Consider the following 18071-nt stretch of genomic DNA (forward strand, 5'->3'; position numbering starts at 1 on the left):
GTTGCCCTCAGAGGCAACGGCCTTACATCGTGTTGACGACCAGCCCGATATGCGAATAGAAATTGAGGGCGGCGAAGAGTAACCAGATGGTGCCCGTAACGGCCCAGCACCAGCCGATAATGCTGGTCACGACGCCGCCATCGAGGCCTCGAGCGAGGCGCCCGGTGGCAAAGGGTGTGAGGAGTGCACCGACACCGATTGCCGTGTAGAGCGCCGATATGAAAATCGCCTCGATAATCGCCCACTCACCGAAGAACCCGGAGATCGGTTCCTGCGGGGGTGCCGCGAACAGCTGATAGACCACGCCGGCGAGGGCGATTGCGAACATTGCCAATCCGAGCCCCACCACGAAAATCGTCATCGGTCGTGAGTCTCTCGCCACCTCACGTACTGTGACACCGACTTCCCGCTTAGACCAGAGATACACAGCCGCAGCCAGCAGGAGCACGCCTAAAGCGAGACTGGGCTCGCCGAAGATGATGTTGTCGAACGCAAACCCGCCGGCGGCGAGAGGCCAGGTGAGCGTCATGTGCAGACCCGTGACGGTGAGGATCAGGCCGAGTACACCGAAGTTGAGGGACCAGCCGGTAACGCTGACCTCTGCGGGGTCTGCATGCAATGCCCGGAAGAAGAAGACCAGTCCCACAAGGGCTGCGCCGACGGCTAGCGCCATAACCGTGTTGTACGTCGGCATCGTCGTCCAGTCGATCATGCCGGGTGTTTCGACACCCCGGTAGAAATCGCCTATCGAATCCTGGGTTTCCATGAGATTCCTTTCGTCAACCGAGGTTCTGCGGCAGTCGCTGTGAGAGACGATACGACGGGGTGCCGACTCGCGCGAAGGGTTGGGGCGAGGACCAGCCGCGGGCGGAGCGCATCCGGCGCCGTCTCGCGGCCGCCGCCGGGAGGGGCGGGCTGGGTTTACTTTACATAATGTAGATTATCGGCACTCGGGGCGAGTGTCTGACCTGGAGCTACGCGGGTCGCGTTCCCGCGCTCCGAATGGCCCGGCTCACCGCGTCCAAGGCCATCAGCCGGACCGTGTCGACGTCCGCCGGTACCTCGCCAGTTGCCGCAGCGATGAATGCGTCACCGTCGTACCGCGTGTGCGGCGGCGTGAGCGCGCGTGACAGTCCGTCGTGCGCACCCTGCGCCATGACGTAGCACGCCGTCTTGTCGAGCCGGGCGTTCGTCACCACCGCGCCGATGGTCGTGTGAGTTCGCTCGCTGCCGAAGTCGAATGGTGGCGCCAGGTCGGCTACGGCCGACAGGTCGACCTCGGCGTCACCGCCGTGGTCGATGTCCCCGAACGCGTTGACCGCGCACCATGCGCCCACCACGACCTCTCCGAGCGCGGTCTCCGCATACCGGAGCCCGCCCGGGCGGGCCGCGTCGCGGCCACGCCACCAGGACGTCAACGCGCCGGTACCTGCGCCGATCTGGCCGACTTCGAACTCCGGACCCGAGGCCGCCTGGGCGGCCGTTAACGCGTTGGCCGCGCCCGGCCGCACGGAGGCATCTCCGATACCGAGGTCGAACAAACCCAGGGTCGGAACGATGGGCACGCGGCCGCCGGGCGTCGGCACACCGCGGCCGGCGGCCTCGAGGAATCGCATCACCCCGTCGGCTGCGGCCAGTCCGAATGCCGATCCACCCGTGAGTACGACGGCGTCGGTCGAAGTCACTGCCTTGTCCGGAGCCAGCGCGTCGAGGTCCCGGGTGGCCGGCGCGCCGCCTCGGACCTCGCGGGACGCGACTGTCCCTTCCGGAAGGATCAGAACGGTGCACCCGGTTCGGGCGGCGTGGTCCGACCAATGTCCGACCGAGACGCCCCGCAGTCCGGTGCTCTGAAGCTTGACGCTGTCGGAATGGCTCACGGCGCTACGGTATCCGGCTGTCAGGTTCGGCGATGGCGAATTGGCCATGGTGCCCCGGGTTGTAACGTCTGCTCCTCGGGCCGTGCTCGAAACGTCACTGTGACGGTTTGGCCGGCTGGCGGAGGATGGTGCGAAGGCGATCCGGTGGTGTCTTCCGCGGGTCGGACAGGTAGATCTCGTGATGACGCCCGGTGGCGACCATGCCGTGCTCCGGCAGGACCTCATCGTGTATCCGCGCGATGGTCGGGCCCTCCGCGTCGTAGGGGCCCACATGCAGCGTCTGGACCGCCGGCCCTTCAACGAGTGCCGCGTACCGTACGAGATCCTTGATACCCGGAATCTTCTTCGCGCCAACCGTGTCCAACGCAGACGCTGCCACGTCCGGGGTGATCCACTCGGGCTGCCAGATCATCATGGTCCAGGACCATGCGCCCTTGTCCCGTGCGGTGAACACGCCGAGATCGTCCGCGTACCAGAGGCCCTCGAGTGGCCCGACGGTGTGCACACGTCCTAATCGCGACCGTGCTTCCGCCCGGATCGCATAGGCCGTTATATACAGGGCCTCGACGGCACGGCGATAGTCGTCTGCGAGGTTCGGATCGCCGTGGCCGTCCGCCATGAGGAAACTCATCTCGGGCACGTCCACCACATCGAACCGGCCCGCTCGTCCGCTGTACAGGTCCCGGCGGTCCTTCTTGACGTCGTAGTTCGCGGTGGGCCGACTCGAGGCCCTGGGTTCACCTGACATACACAGACCCTAGCGCTACCTCCGTATCACGAGCGTTGGCCAATCGCTGAGATCGCGAAGCAGTTGCCGGTCGTGCGTAGCTACGGCGACGGCACACGACGCAGTCCTCAGGGCGGCCGTGAGGGCGTCGACCAGGGAGAATGACAGATGATTGGTCGGCTCGTCGAGTATCAGCAGATCTGGCTTCTCCGCGAGGCACAGTGCCAGGTGGAGCCGCCGCTGCTGTCCCTGCGACATGCGCGACACGGGGGTGCCCACCGTGTCGGAGCCGAGTAGGCCGGTGGTCACCAGGCCGGGCGCGGACGTCACTCCGAGCCGGTCCACGTGGTCGCGATAGATCTCCGCCCCGGTCCGGTGCGGATCCCACCCCGGCACCTCCTGGCTGAGGAGCGACACCCGGGCGTCCGGGCGTCGATCCACTCGGCCCGAGTCGGGTTCGATCTCTCCGGCCAGAAGATTCAGCAGGGTGGACTTCCCCACGCCGTTCGGACCGGTCAGCAGCATTCGGTCGCCGGTATCGAGCGACAGGGAGACCGCGGCGGTGAGTCGGCCGCTGACCCGCGGCTCATCGCAGGAGAGCACGGCACGTCCGGCGGGCACCGACCATTCCGGCCACAGGAACCGCGCGGGCGGCGGTGGCACGGTCACCCGGTGGCGATCCAGTGCTTCACGTCGCCGGTTGAACGCCTGTACGGCACCGGCGGCCCGTGTCGCCCTCTCGTGCCGACCGTGCCCCTTGACGGGACGCCACGAATCATGGAGTCTCCCACGCGCGTCTTCTGCCGCACGACTGAGTCGGTCGTGCTCGTCCACCTGTGCTGCATGAGTCTGTTCCCATCGCACTCTCTCTCGGCGTCGGCCTTCGACCCAGCCCTCGTAGCCGCCCCCGTAGAGTCGCGGTACGCCATCCTGGCTCGGGTCCAGGTCCAGAAAGTGGGTCGCGACGTCGCGCAACAGGGCCCTGTCGTGGCTGGCCAGGCCAATCGCGCCGGGGTGTTCCCGCAGTCGTTCCGTCAGGAACGCCAGTCCGGACGCGTCGAGGTGGTTGGTCGGCTCGTCCAGCAGGAGTATGTCGTGCCGGGCGCCGAGGACGCATGCCAGTCGCACCCGGTACCGCTGCCCCACCGACAGCGATGACAGCGGTTGTGCCCGATCCGTGCAGGCGGACAGTCCCTCCAGTGCCACGTCCACGCGGCGGTCGGCGTCCCATGCGTCCAGCAGCATGGCGCGGTCCAGCGCGGTGGCGTACGCGTCGTCGGCGCCGGGCCGCCCTTCGACCATCGCGGTGGTGGCACTGTCCAACGCCTGGAGAGCGTTGATGCTGTCGGCGATCTCCAGGTTCACGGCATCTCCGACGGTGCGGCCCTCGGAGATGTCGAGATGCTGTTCCACGGTGCCGACGCTCCCGCGGCGTGTGATGGTGCCGGCATCGGGGCGCCGGGCTCCCGCCAGAACCTCGAGCAGGGTGGTCTTGCCCCGCCCGTTCTCCCCCACCACCGCCAGTGCGGTGCCGGCGGACAGGGTCACATCGACCCCGGTGAGGACGGGCCGGCCCCCCAGGGCCACTGAGGCGCCGGTCAGACGGATGTGGGCGTGGGTGCCCGCAGGAAGATGATTGTTCGGTGTGTCAGGCATCGTGCTCTCTGCAGAGTTCGTCGCGGAGCCGGACAGCACGAATACGCCGTCCGGCCGGTGGGCCGTCGACGGCGTGCAGAGATCAGAGGTGAAGTGTGGACCCTGCCGCCGTCAGCGGCGGGACCAGGGCTTCAGGGAGTACGCACCGGGATTCATGGCGGCCAACATACATCAGTCGGCGCGCCCGTGTCCACGGAGTTCATCAAACTGCGCCTGCAGTTGGTCGATATCACGCTGGTACAGGCCGGTGAGTCTGTCGATGTACTCACGGTCCCACCGTGGCGTGATGTGCTTGCTGCAGTTGGCGTCCGAGGCGACGAGTTCCACGACGATCGCCCGCTCCACGTGGCCTGTGTACGTCTTCTCCCCCATCGTGCGCAGTCGCTCGATCAGCGCGGGATCCTGCTCCGGCTCGACGGTCCGCGCGTGGCCGAACACCTTGAGCCGGCTGCGGGTGGGGTAGTCCACGAAGAACAGGCAGACCCGCCCGTCGGAGTCGATGTCGCCGGTGGACACGTACTGTTGGTTGCCGCGGAACTCCACCCAGGACAGCGTGGTGTCACCGTCGACATGGACGAATCCCGCGGGCCCGCCGCGATGTTGCACATAGGGCCACCCCGATTCGGTGACCGTGGACAGGAAGAAGTGGTCGGCCCGCCTGATCTGGGCGATGTCCGTGCCCTCGAGCGCGAATTCGCCGGTCTGCTCGGGTCGGTTGACGCCCACGGCCTCCTGCCTGGCGCGTGCGGCGGGGCCGAATGCGATCTCCGGATAGCGGTTGGCGGTCATGGCATCGACACTAACGGCGTCGGCACCGGTCTAGGTACGCGCCGCGTCGCCCCATCTCGTCAATTAAGGTTGACGAGGGGGTGGGGTCAACGTAGATTGACGTCGGGGGTGGTTACGGTGGAAACCGCACTGGGATACGACGACGACGAGGGCGGGCCGGTCGCCCGACTGGCCGCGATCGCGGGAGCCAAGGCAGATCTCGCGCGTGAGGAGGCGGCAGCCGTCCGTCACGCCCGTATTCATGGGATGAGCTGGGCGGAGATCGGACTCGTGCTGGGCGTGAGCAAGCAAGCGCTGCACAAGCGCTTCGGGAAGGTGGGCTGATCACTGTCGAGGACGACGAGGCCGGCGGCGGAGTTCCTCCGGCAACTGGTGACGCTCGCACCGAGCCCGCCGCGGTTGCGGAACGCGATCAAGGCGGGACTGACGGTTCTCCTGTGTCTGTCGGTCCCCACCCTGCTCGGACGGCCGGACCTCGGACTGCTGACGGTCACGGGGACCTTCGCGGTCCTGTACGCCCCGGCTGCTCCCCTGCGCCGACGCGCGGTCACGGTGGCGGGGATCGGCCTGGGGCTGATCGGTGCGACGGCCTTGGGGGCGTTCACCGCGGGGTCCGTCGCGTTCTTTGCCGTCTCTGCGATCCTCCTCGCCATGGTGACCGCCGGGCTGTGTCTTGCGCTCCGGGTCGGGCCACCCGGCTCCTACTTCCTCGTCTTGTGCGCGGGAATCGCCTATCTGCTCGTCGGTGAGCACGGAACCGCGCCCTGGCTCGTGCCGGCGATGACCGCGGTCGGTGCGACCGTCGCGTGGGCGGTGACGATGGCCGAGCTCATCCCCGACCCGCGACGGCCCGAGCGCCTCGCGGTGAAGGCTGCCGCCGATGCGGTGACCGCGTACGCAGCTTCCGAACCGGGGCCGGACGGCCGCCCGCTGCACCGGGCAGCCGCCCATGCCCTCGCGTCCGCGGAGGAAGCAGTCGCCGAAGGGATGTGGACCGCCGACCGGTCGCTCGCCGCCGCGCTGGAGGGTGCGCACCGCGAATACGCCGAGCGCAGTGCTCGGGCGAAGCTGCACGTCGTTCCAGGGGAGGAACTCGGGTGGGATCCCCGCAATCCCGACGCCGGTCGGTGGATCGAGGACGATGCGGGGCATGCGGACGTCGAGATGCCGACGGCGGAGGCCGCCGGACGTGTCGAGAACGCACTCTCCGACGATGAGTTGCGCAGCACGGGCTCGCTGCGACGTCGGCTGGCGGACGGACTGCGGTGGCCGGGTGAGCCGTGGTCGGTGGCGCTCTCCGTAGGAGTGGCCACGGCGATTTCGATACTCGTACTGCTGGCCATCAGTGGACCAGATCAGCCGCACCTGTACTGGGTGGTGGCCTTCTCGGCGCTCGTGCTCCACCAGGGCGGTCCCCGTGTCGCCCGGACCCACCGCGCTCTCCACCGGTTGACGGGGACGGTGCTCGGGCTGGGTCTGTTCCTGTTGCTGACGCTGGTCCATCCCTCGGGGTGGTGGCTGATCGTCCTCATCGTCACGCTGCAGTTCGCCATCGAGCTGCTCGTCACCCGCAACTACGGGCTGGCGGTCACGCTCATCACCCCGCTCGCCCTCCTCGTCGCGACCGGCGGGCAGATGCCGGAGGACCCGTTGGCGCTGACCGGTGAGCGGCTGCTCGACACGGTGATCGGCGTCGTCGTCGCCATCGTCGTCCTGTGGACACTCGGACGTCGAGCGCCCCACCGGGCGGTCCGCGGCGATACCCGTCGCGCTCTCGCAGAGCTCGCGGAGTTCGCCCGCGGCGACGCACAGACCCCGACGGAACCGACTCTGGCCTCCGCGCTGCGCGACCTCAACACCAGCACGACCCTCCTGATCGCGGACGGGCACGGCGATTCGGCCGAGGCCCGCACCGCCGAGGCGGTCACCTACGCGGGCTACCTCATGCTCGGCACGCTCCATCGGCAGACCGTCCGCATGTCCGCACCGCGCTGGGTCGCGCTCGCCTCGGCCGAGCTGCCCTCCGGGGTGCGGTCGGTGGGCGCCGAGCACCCGGCGGACGTGGCGATCCGCCACGAGTGCCGGCGGGCCGGCGCGGCGATCGACTGAGGCTCCGCAGCAACCGGAGGTGACTGGCCGCGGTCCGTGACAGGTCAGGACCGCGACGGCGCCTTCCCCACGTATTTGGCCAGGTGCTCGCCGGTCACTGTCGAGGGGTCGGTGATGAGGTCGGTGGGTGTCCCCTCGAACACGACGCGCCCGCCGTCGTGGCCGGCACCGGGACCGAGATCGATGATCCAGTCCGCGTGCGCCATCACGGCCTGGTGGTGCTCGATCACGATCACGGACTTGCCCGAATCGACCAGCCGGTCGAGCATCCCCAACAAGTTCTGTACGTCGGCGAGGTGCAGACCGGTGGTGGGCTCGTCGAGGACGTACACCTCGGCCTTGTCCGCCATCTGGGCGGCCAGCTTGAGCCGCTGCCGCTCGCCGCCGGACAGTGTCGTGAGGGGCTGGCCGATCGTCACGTACCCCAGCCCCACATCGCGCAGCCGGACGAGGATCTTGTGGGCGGCCCGGATGCGCCCCTCCCCCTGCCCGAAGAACTCCTCGGCGGTGGCCACCGACATACCCAGGACGTCGGCGATGTTCCGACCGCCGAACTCGTAGTCCAGCACCTCCGACTGGAAGCGTTTGCCCTCGCAGTCCTCGCACGTGGTGGCGACACCCGCCATCATCCCGAGATCTGAATAGACCACCCCGGCGCCCTTGCAGGTGGGACACGCGCCGTCCGAGTTGGGGCTGAACAGGGCGGGTTTGACGCCGTTGGCTTTGGCGAAGGCCTTGCGGATCGGCTCGAGCAGCCCGGTGTAGGTGGCGGGGTTACTCCGGCGGGAGCCGCGGATCGCTGTCTGGTCGATCGCCACCACCCCGTCGCGGGGCGAGACCGAGCCGTGGATCAACGAACTCTTGCCCGACCCCGCGACTCCCGTCACCACGCACAGCACGCCGAGCGGGATGTCCACGTCCACCCCGCGGACGTTGTGCGCGGTGGCGCCCCGCACCTCCAGCACACCGGAGGCCGGGCGCACGGCGTCCTTGAGTCTCGCGCGGTCATCGAGGTGCCGACCGGTGACGGTCTCGCTCGCGCGCAGTCCTTCGACGGAGCCCTCGAAGCAGATCTCACCACCCTCGGAGCCGGCGCCGGGTCCGAGGTCCACCACGTGGTCCGCGATCGCGATGGTCTCCGGCTTGTGCTCCACCACCAGGAGCGTGTTGCCCTTGTCCCGCAGCCGCAGCAACAGGTTGTTCATCCGCTGGATGTCGTGCGGGTGCAGGCCGATCGTCGGCTCGTCGAAGACGTAGGTGACGTCGGTGAGGGCCGACCCGAGGTGGCGGATCATCTTGACCCGCTGCGCCTCGCCACCCGAGAGCGACCCCGCCGGCCGGTCTAACGAGAGGTAGCCGAGACCGATCTCGACGAACGAGTCGAGCGTGTGCTGCAACGACTTCAGCAGCGGGGCGACCGACGGCTCGTCCAGGCCTCGCAGCCACTCCGCGAGGTCGGTGATCTGCATCGACGAGACGTCGGCGATGTTCATCGCGCCGATGCGCGAGGACCGGGCGCCCTCGTTGAGGCGGGTGCCGCCGCAATCCGGGCAGGTGGTGAACACGACCGCGCGCTCGACGAAGGCGCGGATGTGGGGCTGCATCGCCTCGACGTCCTTGGCGAGCATCGACTTCTGGATCTTGGGGATCAGCCCCTCGAAGGTCACGTTGATGCCTTCGGCCTTGATCCTGGTGGGCTCGAGCCGCAGGAGACGGTGCATTTCCTCGTCCGAGAAGTCCTTCACCGGTTTGTCCATGTCGAAGTATCCGGAGCCGGCATAGATGCGGCCGTACCAGCCGTCCATCGAGTACCCCGGCACGGTGATCGCGCCCTCGGCGAGCGACTTGGATCGGTCCACCAGGGCGTCGATGTCGAAGTCGGACACGCTGCCCCGGCCCTCACAGCGCACGCACATACCACCGGTGATCGAGAACTCCGCCTTCTCCCGCGTCCCGTCGGCCTTCTTGAGCACCCCCGAGCCGGTGGCCGACGCCACGTTGAACGAGTACGCCTTGGGCCCGCCCAGGTGGGGCTCGGCCAGGCGGCTGAAGAGGATCCGCAGCATCGCGCCCGTGTCCGTGGCGGTCCCCACGGTCGACCTGGGGTCGGACCCCATCCGCTCCTGGTCCACGACGATCGCCGTGGTCAACCCCTCGAGGACGTCCACGTCGGGCCGGGCGAGCGTCGGCATGAAGCCCTGGAGGAAGGCGCTGTAGGTCTCGTTGATCATCCGCTGGGACTCGGCCGCGATGGTGGCGAACACCAGCGAGCTCTTCCCGGAGCCGGACACGCCGGTGAACACGGTCAGGCGTCGCTTGGGCAGCTCGACATCAACCGACCTGAGATTGTTCTCCCGCGCACCGAGGACGCGGATGATGTCGTGGCTGTCTGCGGTGTGGATGCTCATCGCGGTTCTCCTCGTCGGGCCGGTACCCCCGATACGCTAGACCCGGCCGGGCGAGAAGTGGAACAGCCACGCGACCGCAGTCCTGCCATCGCACGACGCGTCGGACCTCATCCGCGCGCCTGGGTCTCCATCGCCAGGTCGTGAAGCCGGGCGAAGCGACGGAACTCGTCGTCGTCCCAACCTTCTCGGCCGGTGGCCGCCGCCCACCCGTCGAGGATCTGGTGATCGTAGAGATGCCCGTATCCCTGCGATCCTCCGATCGCATTGCCCAGGTCCGCGGTCACCTGGAAGAAGGTGAGGACGGGCATGTAGAACATCCCGGGGTGGCGGCCCTTCCCCGGAGGTTCGGCTAGCCATGCCGGGCGCTCGAACAGCATGTTCGGGGTCCACCACACGACCGGGTCGGTCGCGTGCTGGACGTACAGCACGTGCGGCGGTATCCACGGGGTGTCATCGCTCCGGAACTCGGCCGGATCCTCCGAGAACCGGACCAGAAGCCCGTCCGCGTAGACCGGTTCGGTGACGGGCGACCCCGGGTCCCGTCGTTCGACGAGAGATTTCCAGATGCGGTTGGAGTTGGGCGGCCCCATCCACAGCACGCCGTCGACCGTGTTCCGGATGTCCCGGATCCCGGAGAACGCGGCCTCTCCCGCCTGGGTGCCCAGACTCTCGCCGTAGACGTACAGGTTCGGACGATGTGCATCCGGCGGCAGTGACTCCCGCCAGTTCACCACGGCCTCGATGAGCGACAGGCCCGCGGCCTCGGCCTTCTCCCTGTCGGCGAGGAACGAGATCCAGCTCGGTAGGTACGAGTACTGGGTTCCGACGATGGCCACATCGCCCGCGCTGAGCAGTTCGATCGCCTGGGCCGCGTGGGGATTGATCCAGCCGGTTCCGGTGGTCGGGACGATCACCACGGAATCGCGCTCCCAGGCCCGCGTGCGGTTGAGCTCCTCCACCACCAGGGCGGAGCGCTCGTCGTCGGTCGCGGCGGACTCCAGGCCCGCGTACAGGCGGATCGGCTCGAGAGCGTCCTCGCCCAGCAGGTCGGTCAACGCCGCCTGGTCGAGCCCACCACTGATGAAACGCCGGCCCTGCATGCCGAGATCGTCGAAATCCACGACCGATCCCGGCCCCCCGGATCGCTCGGGCGTCGTCGGACGCGTCGCGTCCGGTACGCGTTCGTCGTTCTGGACCCCGGAGACCCGGTTGGCCGCCTCGAAGAACAGCCGGGGCACCACTCCGTCGACCACGCCGAAGAGCAGTGCCGCGATCACGACGAAACCGGTGAGTCGGGCGGTGTACTCCCCCAGGTTGAACCGACGGCGGATCGTGCGGACGAACGCCCGGTATGCGGCCCGGATGCCGCGGGCGAGTACGAGCAGCCCCACGAACACCGCGAGGGCGATCCAGGGGATGCGCATGTAGTCGGCCCACGGGGGCCGGGGTGACTCCACCAGGTCCGAGACCTGATCCTGCCAGCGTATCGCGGTCGCGGTGGCCGTGATGAGGTACACGACCAGCACATACGGCGCTGACAGGCGGGCGAAGGCCAGTAGGCGATTGCCGAGTGCGTCGAGATCGCGGTGGACCCTGATGCGGGGAGCTGCCAGCCGCTGCCAGAGGGTCCGCAGAGCCACGCCGACGCCGTAGCCCACCGCCATGGAGACCCCGGTGACGATCCCCTGGTAGTGCCATGCGCGGGGCAACAGCGACGGCATGAGCGAGACCCATGCGGCCAGGGCCGCCATCACGAGCCCGGTGACCGAGGGGTGCCACCGGGTCCACCACCCCCGGAGAACTGTGACGATCGTGTTCACCGCAGCCGTTCGGCCCTTCTCGCGGCGGCCACCAGATCGGCGGACATCCGGGCCACCTCGGCCGGGTCCTCACCCTCGGCGATCGCGGTATCCAGGTCCTCACAGGCGCAGCGCAACTGGAACATCCGGTCCATCAGGTCGGCTGACTCCGTCTCGGTGAGCACGATGGTGCCCTCCGGGAGATCCTGCATCAGCAGGGACCGACGCTGCTCATATGCTCGCTGTCGGCACGATCGCCGGCAGTACCGACGGCGGCGCCCGGTGCTGCCCTCGTCCACCGGGCGACCGCACCACGCACACGAGGCCTCGCCCCGCCTGGGCGGGGCCTGCTCTGCCCTGACGTCGGTTTCCACGCATGTCAGGCTACCCACGAGGCCCCCGGGGTAGCACGGGACACGGGGGCGTGGGAACATTTCGGGGTTCTCTTGGCGTTGACAGGAGCAGGTACCACGCAGCGTCTGTGTCGATCCGCGGATATCGACCGAAGACGCGACACGGCAGAAGGAGTTCGCATGGCAGATCGAGTGCTCAGGGGCAGCCGCCTCGGTGCGGTGAGCTACGAGACGGACCGGGACCACGACCTCGCCCCCCGCCGGATGGCCAAGTACCAGACCCCCAACGGGGAGGTGTACGAGGTCCCGTTCGCTGATGACGCGGAGATCCCCGGCGCCTGGATGTGCAAGAACGGCCAGGAGGGCCAGCTCATCGACGGCCCGGCCGTCGAGGTGAAGAAGGGCAAGCCGCCACGCACCCACTGGGACATGCTGCTCGAGCGCAGGTCCCTCGAGGATCTCGAGGACCTGCTCAAGGAGCGCATGGACCTGCTCAAGAAGCGTCGTCGCGCCGGGTCGCGCTGACGCTCCCGTCGCGCCGAGCCGGAACTCCCCGTCCCTGAAGCCCAGGGACGGGGAGTTCTCTTTTCGGGCTCGCGGGGCGGGCCCGGGCGTCAGGCCGTCAGCGGCCGAGGAGTTCCCTGAGCTGCCGCCGCCGTTTCTGCCAGCCCCAGCGGGCGACGTTGACCGCGGCCTCGCGGAAGATCGACTCACTCATCTTGGAGTGCCCGACGGTGCGCTCGGTGAAGGTGATGGGCACCTCGACGACCTTGCGGCCGTTGCCCAGCAGACGCCAGGTCATGTCGATCTGGAAGCAGTACCCCTTGGACTCGATCGAATCCATGTCGAGCTCGGCGAGGGCGCCGGCGCGGTAGGCCCGGTAACCGGCCGTGATGTCCTTGATGCCCACCCCGAGCATGATGCGGGAGTAGACATTGCCTCCGCGCGAGATGACGTGCCGCTGCCACGGCCAGTTCACGACCCTGCCACCGGGCACGTACCGCGATCCGATGGCCAGGTCGGCGCCGGCGTCGACCGCCTCGAGCATGGCGGGGAGCCGCTCCGGCGGGTGGCTGCCGTCGGCGTCCATTTCGACCAGGACCGTGTAGTCGCGGGCCAGGCCCCAACGGAAACCCGCGATGTACGCGGCCCCGAGCCCCTCTTTGCCCTTGCGGTGCAGAACGGCGATGCGGCCGCGCGGGTCCTCGGCGGCCAGCCGGTCGGCGACCTCGCCGGTGCCGTCGGGGCTGTTGTCGTCGGCGATGAGGACCGACACGTCGGGCGCCGCGGCGAGCAGCCGCTCGACCACGACCGGCAGGGTGTCCCGCTCGTCGTAGGTCGGGATGATCACCAGAGTGCGCTCCGATGGCGCGGTGCTGCCCGGCATCGACGGATCGGTCACTTAGCTCTCCTCGTGGTCGTGTACGGGCCGGCGTCGGGAGTGGATGACCGCCCAGGCCAGTCCGACGAGCCCGATGAGGCAACACGCCACCTGCGGGATGCTGCCCGATCGGGTTGCCACTGTACCGGCCGAACCGATCTCCACCTGCGCCACCAACGCCGCGGGTTCGAAGATCTCCGTCTCCTGCTGAACGGCGCCGTCCGGTCCGATCACGGCGCTGACCCCACTGGTGGCGGCGATGAGTACAGGGACGTGATGCTCGACCGCACGCACCCGCGACATCGCCAACTGCTGGTATGTCATCGGTGACCGGCCGAACGTGGCGTTGTTCGTGGGGATGGTGAGCAACTGCGCGCCGTGGGCGACAGGCCCGCGCGCGGCGGAATCGAACGCCACCTCGAAGCAGATGGCCACCCCCATGTCCACCCCGGCGGCGGTCACCACGCCGTCGCCGTCGCCGGGCACGAAATGCCCGGCGGTGCGGGCGATCGGGAACAGCGCCTCGAGAGGCGCGCGCAGCGGTAGCCATTCGCCGAACGGCTGGATGTACTTCTTGTCGTGGCGGTCCGCGACCGGGTCCTCGCCGCGGTCGGCTGACTGTCCGTCCCACACCAGGTAGGAGTTCGTCGCCTCCCGCCCCTCGCCGGTCGGCAGCACGGTGCCGACGAGAATCGGCGCCCCGAGGCGGCGGGACAGTGCCGAGATCTGGTCGGCGGCTCGTTGATCGGCCAGCGGCGAGATGTCGGAGGCGTTCTCCGGCCACATGACCACATCCGGCCTCGGTACCTCACCGGCGTCGACGCGGTCGGCGAGTTCGCCGGTCACGCGCAGGTGATTGTTGAGGACGGCGCGTCGCTGGGCGTTGAAGTCCAGCCCGAGGCGCGGAACGTTGCCCTGGATGACCGCCACGTCGAGTGTCTGTGTGGGGTGTTCGTCACCGGGGTCGATCGCGGTGGCGGCGACCAGCCCGGCCGTGACCAGCGGGACCGCGAGGAGCCCGGTGGCGGTCCGCACCGGCCGGTCGCGTCGGAGAAGCAGGACGACGGCGAACCCGAGTGCCGTGCCGAGGGCCGCCACGACGAAGCCCATCAGCGGTGTCCCCCCGAGCGAGGCGAGCGGCAACAGGGGGCCGTCGGCCTGGCCGAACGCCAGCCTCCCCCACGGGAAACCACCCCACGGCCACGACGAGCGGATCCACTCCCACAGCGACCACCATCCCGCGACGCCGAGCAGAGCAGCAGCTGCGCGCCGGCCGTCGTGGCCGCCGGGGGTCAGCCCTGCGCGCAGGATGACCGCCGCGCCGGCGCCGAACGCCGCCAGGTACAGGGCCTCGACCACGGACAGGCCCCAGGCGGCGTAGGCGCCCACGTACAGGCCGACCCACGGCACGAGGAGCAGGAAGAACACCAGGCCGGCGAGAAACCCGACGAGTGCTCCGGTGCGCGCCCGGGGCGCGGTGCCCCGGACAGGAGAGAGGACGACGACGAGAACGGCGATCGCCGGCAGTGCCGTCCACCAGAGGCCAACCGGAGGGAACGAGGCGGCCAGCAGCGCACCGGAAGCGGCGGCTCCGACCAGCCGGAGCAGAAGCGGGATCACTCCGCCCGGCCGGCGGGCTCGCCGTCCACGACGAGGGCCCGCAAAACGGGGTCCGGGCCGGTGAGATCGGGCATCGGGGGCACCCCGGAGCGCGGATCGGTGGACCAGCGCTGGACGGCGTCGTCGGCCGCGACCACGGCGAGATCACCGGTCTGCCATCGGGCGAAGGAGGCCGGGGCCCCCGGCGCGAGCGTCCCGGACAGCCCGTCCCGGGCGCCGGCCGCGCGGCGGGCGCCGCGGGTGGTGGCGGTGAACGCGGCCCGGGGCGACAGCCCCCGCCCACCGGGGACGCTGGTCAGGGCACGCAGAGCGTCCCACGGGCGTGCTTCGCTGCCGGCGCGGACGGAGGCGGCCAGCGCCACGCCCGAGGCCGCGATCCGGACCAGGTCGAGACCGGTGAGGTCATCGACGAGCGGGCGCAGCAGCAGGACCGTGCCGACGGCCGAGAGCGCCGCCAGGTCGTCGTCACCGATCTCGGCCGCGCCGATCAGGATCGGCGTGCACCGCGCCACGGCCGGACCGCCCAGCTCGTCGGCGAGCCGCGTCAGCTCCCCGGCGAGCCGAGTGGGGTCGGTCCCGGGTTCGAGGACGACCCGCTCCCCCTCGCGCGCCCGGTCCGCGACGGCGTCCGGTCCGTGGGCTGCGGCCAGCCCCGTCAGTACGACGCCCGAGGCTGCCGCGGTGGCCGCGTCAATGGTGGTATCCGTATCGACCCTGCCAACGACACACTCGACGAACGGCGGAGCGACCCAGTCCCCCGCCAGATCGAGGTGGTGGGCCCCGGGGAACAGCGCGGGACCGGGCGCATCGGCTCCGGCCCAGACGACCTGCCCCTCCTCCCACGCCAGCGCGGTGGCGTCTCGCGAGGCGGGGGTGAGGACGCGGCCTCCGGTGACGAGAGTTGCAGGCATGATCCGAGTATCCCCGAGCCTCGCCCGCTGCGCGGAACCCGGCCACCCGTAGGGCTGAACTAGGCTCGGCAGTCATGACGGCCCCCGACTCCCCCACCGGCTCCGCCGACCGCTGTCCGGGAGTCCGGCGGGTGCACGCCGCCGCGGATGGCGGACTGGCCCGCCTCCGGTTCCCCGGCGGCCGACTGGAGCCCACGGACTGGGCCGCGCTCGCCCGGATCGCGGCAGACCACGGCAGCGATCTTCACCTCACCTCGCGGGGCAACGTGCAGATCCGGGGCGTGCGGGACGAGGCGCTCCTGCACGAGCGTGTCGCGCAGGCGGGGCTCCTGCCGAGCGCCGCCCACGACCGGGTACGCAACATCCTGGCCTCCCCGATGGCCGGCCGACTCGCCGGACATCATCGCCTCGGCGATCTGCCGGAGCGGCTCGACGCGGAGCTCCTGTCGAGGCAGGACGTGACGGCGCTCAGCGGGCGCTTCCTGTTCGGGTTCGACGACGGCTCGGGGGACGTCCTGGCCCACCGGCCCGACCTGGCGGCCGTCGCCGGGCACCCCGACGGGTTCCTCCGCCTGCACGTCCGTGGCCGTGACACCGGGATCGGCACCGCGATGGCGGACGCGGCGACCGTCCTCGCGGACGCCGCCGCCGCTTTCGACCGGAGCGCGGAACGGCAGTGGCGCGTCCCGCCGGTCGGGGAGCTGAACGACCTCGTCGTCGTCGCACTGTCCGAGCACCCACTGACCACCGGCCAGGCGGGCACCACCGGCGAGTCCAACTCGGGAGGTCCCGTCGATGGGGCCGTCGACCCCGCCGGCGGTGGCGCCCACACCGCGGCGGTGGAGGTGCCGCCGGTCGGCTGGATCGACACCGACGACGGCCTGGTCACCCTCCTGGCCGTGGTGCCCTTCGGCGTGGTCCCCGTCCGCCTGGCCGAGTTCCTCGGCGCGATCGAGCGGCCCAGCACCATCTCGGCGGAACGCGTGATCGGCCTACACGGTCTGACCGAGCACATGGCCGAGCAGGTCGTTCGGGTCCTCGCCCCGATGGGCATGGTCTTCGACGCGGCGTCACCGTGGGTGGAGGTGACCGCCTGCACCGGCCTGCCCGGGTGTTCCCGCTCGCACACCGACGTGCGCGCCGACGTCGCCGAATCGGTGCGCGCCGGCACGCTACCCGTGCTCGGCAGACAGCACTGGGTGGGTTGCGAACGGGCCTGCGGTGACACCGGGGCGGGTGAGCGCGTCACGGCGTCGCCGAGCGGCTACCACGTGGGTCGGTAAACGCGGGTCAGCGCGAGCCGAAGCGGTCGACGAGCCAGCGGGCCGCATCCTCGATCCGGTGAACGGTCTCGGGGGCGGGCGGGGCGTCGGCGGTCGTGGTGGGGCTGCGCGGCCGGTCGACCATCACCACCGGGATGCGCAGGGCCCGCGCCGCCTCCAGCTTGGCCGCAGACGCGCGGCCGCCGCTGTTTCGGGTGACCAGCACGTCGATCCGGTGCCGCGACATGAGCGTGCGCTCGGACTCGACGCCGAACGGCCCGCGGTCCAGGACGAGCAGATAGCGGTCCGGCAGCGGGCCGGGCGGTGGTTCGGAGCACCTGATGAGATACGAACCGCGGGCGTCGTCGGCGAACGCCGATGCCCCGAGCTTGCCGACAGTGAGCATGGGGCGCCGGAACCGCTCCCGCACCACCGCGACCGCGCCCTGCACGTCCGCGACGTGGATCCACTCGTCGCCCCCGGTCTCCGACCATTCAGGACGCTCCAACCGCAGCAGCGGGACCCCGGTCGCCGCGGCGGCGTGGAGAGCGTCGACCGAGATCTGCTCCGCGAACGGGTCGGTCGCATCGATCACCGCGCTCACGGAGTTCTCCCGCAGCCAGTGCGCTAGTCCCTCTGCGCCGCCGAACTCGCCGATCCGTACCTCGCCCCGGGGAAGCCGGGGGCGGGCCACCTTCCCGGCCAGGGCGGTCACCACCTCCAGCCCCGCGGTGACGAGCAGTTCCGCGAGATCGCGGGCCTCACCGGTGCCGCCCAGCACGAGGATGAGGCCGGGCCCGCCGACGGGCAGCCCCGACGCGGCAGCTGCACCGGCCGGCCGGGCGGCCCTCGTATCGTCGCCGGCCGCGTCTACGCGCGATGCCTCGAGGAGCGTGGGGAAACCGGGATGCGGGACCCCGGGCACGACCTCCCAGGAGACCCCGGCGGTGTCCAGAGCATCCGTCAGCTGCGAGGCCTCGTCATGCTGATCGGGAGTTCCGGCGAACAGGCACGCGACGCGGTCACCGCGCTCGAGAGCGGTCCGGATCTCGTCGAGCGCCCGGGTGTCCGAGAGTCCGGAACAGTCCACGACCCTCGCGGTGGGCGGCATCAGGGACATGGCCTCCCGGGGCACGAGGCCGTGGGCGTGGAGGCAGGTCCCGCTCATCGCGATCAGGC

The 18071-nt window shown here is 70.0% G+C and carries 16 protein-coding genes; 4 read left to right on the forward strand and 12 right to left on the reverse strand.

The genetic code is table 11. The features are described from left to right. Positions 1–22 precede the first annotated feature (22 nt). From ACWIE7_RS00445 to ACWIE7_RS00465, 5 genes are all read right to left on the reverse strand, one after another. On the reverse strand, positions 23–766 hold the full coding sequence (locus tag ACWIE7_RS00445; protein ID WP_454068322.1) for a DUF981 family protein: 744 nt from the start codon (positions 764–766) through the stop codon (positions 23–25). Between the two features lie 208 nt (positions 767–974). Next, a complete protein-coding gene (locus tag ACWIE7_RS00450; RefSeq protein ID WP_454068323.1) occupies positions 975–1877 on the reverse strand; it encodes a P1 family peptidase in 903 nt (300 codons plus the stop codon). Between the two features lie 94 nt (positions 1878–1971). After that, positions 1972–2625, reverse strand: coding sequence for a GyrI-like domain-containing protein (locus ACWIE7_RS00455; protein WP_454068324.1), 654 nt, complete (start codon positions 2623–2625; stop codon positions 1972–1974). 15 nt (positions 2626–2640) lie between these two features. After that, entirely contained in the window at positions 2641–4260 is a 1620-nt protein-coding gene (locus ACWIE7_RS00460; RefSeq protein WP_454068325.1) for an ABC-F family ATP-binding cassette domain-containing protein, read from the reverse strand. 171 nt (positions 4261–4431) lie between these two features. Beyond that, a complete protein-coding gene (locus ACWIE7_RS00465; protein WP_454068326.1) occupies positions 4432–5049 on the reverse strand; it encodes a pyridoxamine 5'-phosphate oxidase family protein in 618 nt (205 codons plus the stop codon). 117 nt (positions 5050–5166) lie between these two features. Here ACWIE7_RS00465 and ACWIE7_RS00470 point away from each other — a divergent pair, with 117 nt between their 5' ends. Together ACWIE7_RS00470 and ACWIE7_RS00475 are read left to right on the forward strand one after the other, a co-directional pair. Continuing rightward, positions 5167–5373, forward strand: coding sequence for a hypothetical protein (locus tag ACWIE7_RS00470; RefSeq protein WP_230928985.1), 207 nt, complete (start codon positions 5167–5169; stop codon positions 5371–5373). Between the two features lie 48 nt (positions 5374–5421). Beyond that, positions 5422–7158, forward strand: coding sequence for an FUSC family protein (locus ACWIE7_RS00475; RefSeq protein ID WP_454068327.1), 1737 nt, complete (start codon positions 5422–5424; stop codon positions 7156–7158). Positions 7159–7202: 44 nt separating this feature from the next. On the opposite strand, the gene ACWIE7_RS00480 is transcribed toward ACWIE7_RS00475, so the two are convergent. From ACWIE7_RS00480 to ACWIE7_RS00490, 3 genes are all read right to left on the reverse strand, one after another. Further along, positions 7203–9566 (reverse strand): ATP-binding cassette domain-containing protein, encoded by a 2364-nt coding sequence (locus tag ACWIE7_RS00480; protein WP_454068328.1) that lies wholly within the window; start codon positions 9564–9566, stop codon positions 7203–7205. Positions 9567–9673: 107 nt separating this feature from the next. After that, positions 9674–11386 (reverse strand): alpha/beta hydrolase, encoded by a 1713-nt coding sequence (locus tag ACWIE7_RS00485; protein ID WP_454068329.1) that lies wholly within the window; start codon positions 11384–11386, stop codon positions 9674–9676. Beyond that, the gene (locus tag ACWIE7_RS00490; protein WP_344996058.1) at positions 11383–11799 is read right to left on the reverse strand and encodes a hypothetical protein; all 417 of its coding nucleotides are present in this window, start codon (positions 11797–11799) and stop codon (positions 11383–11385) included. Before ACWIE7_RS00490 ends, ACWIE7_RS00485 begins: the two co-directional genes overlap by 4 nt. A 99-nt stretch (positions 11800–11898) precedes the next feature. On the opposite strand from ACWIE7_RS00490, the gene ACWIE7_RS00495 reads away from it, so the two are divergent. Continuing rightward, positions 11899–12243 (forward strand): RNA polymerase-binding protein RbpA, encoded by a 345-nt coding sequence (locus tag ACWIE7_RS00495; protein ID WP_230928980.1) that lies wholly within the window; start codon positions 11899–11901, stop codon positions 12241–12243. Between the two features lie 97 nt (positions 12244–12340). Here ACWIE7_RS00495 and ACWIE7_RS00500 read toward each other — a convergent pair whose 3' ends face one another. From ACWIE7_RS00500 to ACWIE7_RS00510, 3 genes are read right to left on the reverse strand one after another with little or no spacing between them, the layout of a single operon-like run. Then, positions 12341–13105 (reverse strand): polyprenol monophosphomannose synthase, encoded by a 765-nt coding sequence (locus ACWIE7_RS00500; RefSeq protein WP_454068383.1) that lies wholly within the window; start codon positions 13103–13105, stop codon positions 12341–12343. Positions 13106–13120: 15 nt separating this feature from the next. Further along, entirely contained in the window at positions 13121–14719 is a 1599-nt protein-coding gene (gene lnt, locus ACWIE7_RS00505; RefSeq protein ID WP_454058166.1) for an apolipoprotein N-acyltransferase, read from the reverse strand. Continuing rightward, on the reverse strand, positions 14716–15630 hold the full coding sequence (locus ACWIE7_RS00510) for an amidohydrolase (RefSeq protein ID WP_454068330.1): 915 nt from the start codon (positions 15628–15630) through the stop codon (positions 14716–14718). The genes lnt and ACWIE7_RS00510 overlap by 4 nt, the downstream gene beginning before the upstream one ends. A 74-nt stretch (positions 15631–15704) precedes the next feature. Between ACWIE7_RS00510 and ACWIE7_RS00515 the strand changes: the two genes are divergently transcribed. After that, the gene (locus ACWIE7_RS00515; protein ID WP_454068331.1) at positions 15705–16913 is read left to right on the forward strand and encodes a precorrin-3B synthase; all 1209 of its coding nucleotides are present in this window, start codon (positions 15705–15707) and stop codon (positions 16911–16913) included. Positions 16914–16920: 7 nt separating this feature from the next. Here ACWIE7_RS00515 and ACWIE7_RS00520 read toward each other — a convergent pair. Continuing rightward, positions 16921–18071 (reverse strand): cobalt-precorrin-6A reductase (locus ACWIE7_RS00520; RefSeq protein ID WP_454068332.1); only part of this gene is annotated, 1151 nt, incomplete at its 5' end.

This window comes from Dietzia sp. NPDC055343, assembly GCF_053645265.1.

Coding starts and splice junctions, on each gene's coding strand:
- ACWIE7_RS00445 (WP_454068322.1), bottom strand. CDS start 766: ATGGAAACCCAGGATTCGATAGGCGATTTCTACCGGGGTGTCGAAACA.
- ACWIE7_RS00455 (WP_454068324.1), bottom strand. CDS start 2,625: ATGTCAGGTGAACCCAGGGCCTCGAGTCGGCCCACCGCGAACTACGAC.
- ACWIE7_RS00460 (WP_454068325.1), bottom strand. CDS start 4,260: ATGCCTGACACACCGAACAATCATCTTCCTGCGGGCACCCACGCCCAC.
- ACWIE7_RS00465 (WP_454068326.1), bottom strand. CDS start 5,049: ATGACCGCCAACCGCTATCCGGAGATCGCATTCGGCCCCGCCGCACGC.
- ACWIE7_RS00480 (WP_454068328.1), bottom strand. CDS start 9,566: ATGAGCATCCACACCGCAGACAGCCACGACATCATCCGCGTCCTCGGT.
- ACWIE7_RS00490 (WP_344996058.1), bottom strand. CDS start 11,799: ATGTTCCCACGCCCCCGTGTCCCGTGCTACCCCGGGGGCCTCGTGGGT.
- ACWIE7_RS00495 (WP_230928980.1), top strand. CDS start 11,899: ATGGCAGATCGAGTGCTCAGGGGCAGCCGCCTCGGTGCGGTGAGCTAC.
- ACWIE7_RS00500 (WP_454068383.1), bottom strand. CDS start 13,105: ATGCCGGGCAGCACCGCGCCATCGGAGCGCACTCTGGTGATCATCCCG.
- ACWIE7_RS00510 (WP_454068330.1), bottom strand. CDS start 15,630: ATGCCTGCAACTCTCGTCACCGGAGGCCGCGTCCTCACCCCCGCCTCG.
- ACWIE7_RS00515 (WP_454068331.1), top strand. CDS start 15,705: ATGACGGCCCCCGACTCCCCCACCGGCTCCGCCGACCGCTGTCCGGGA.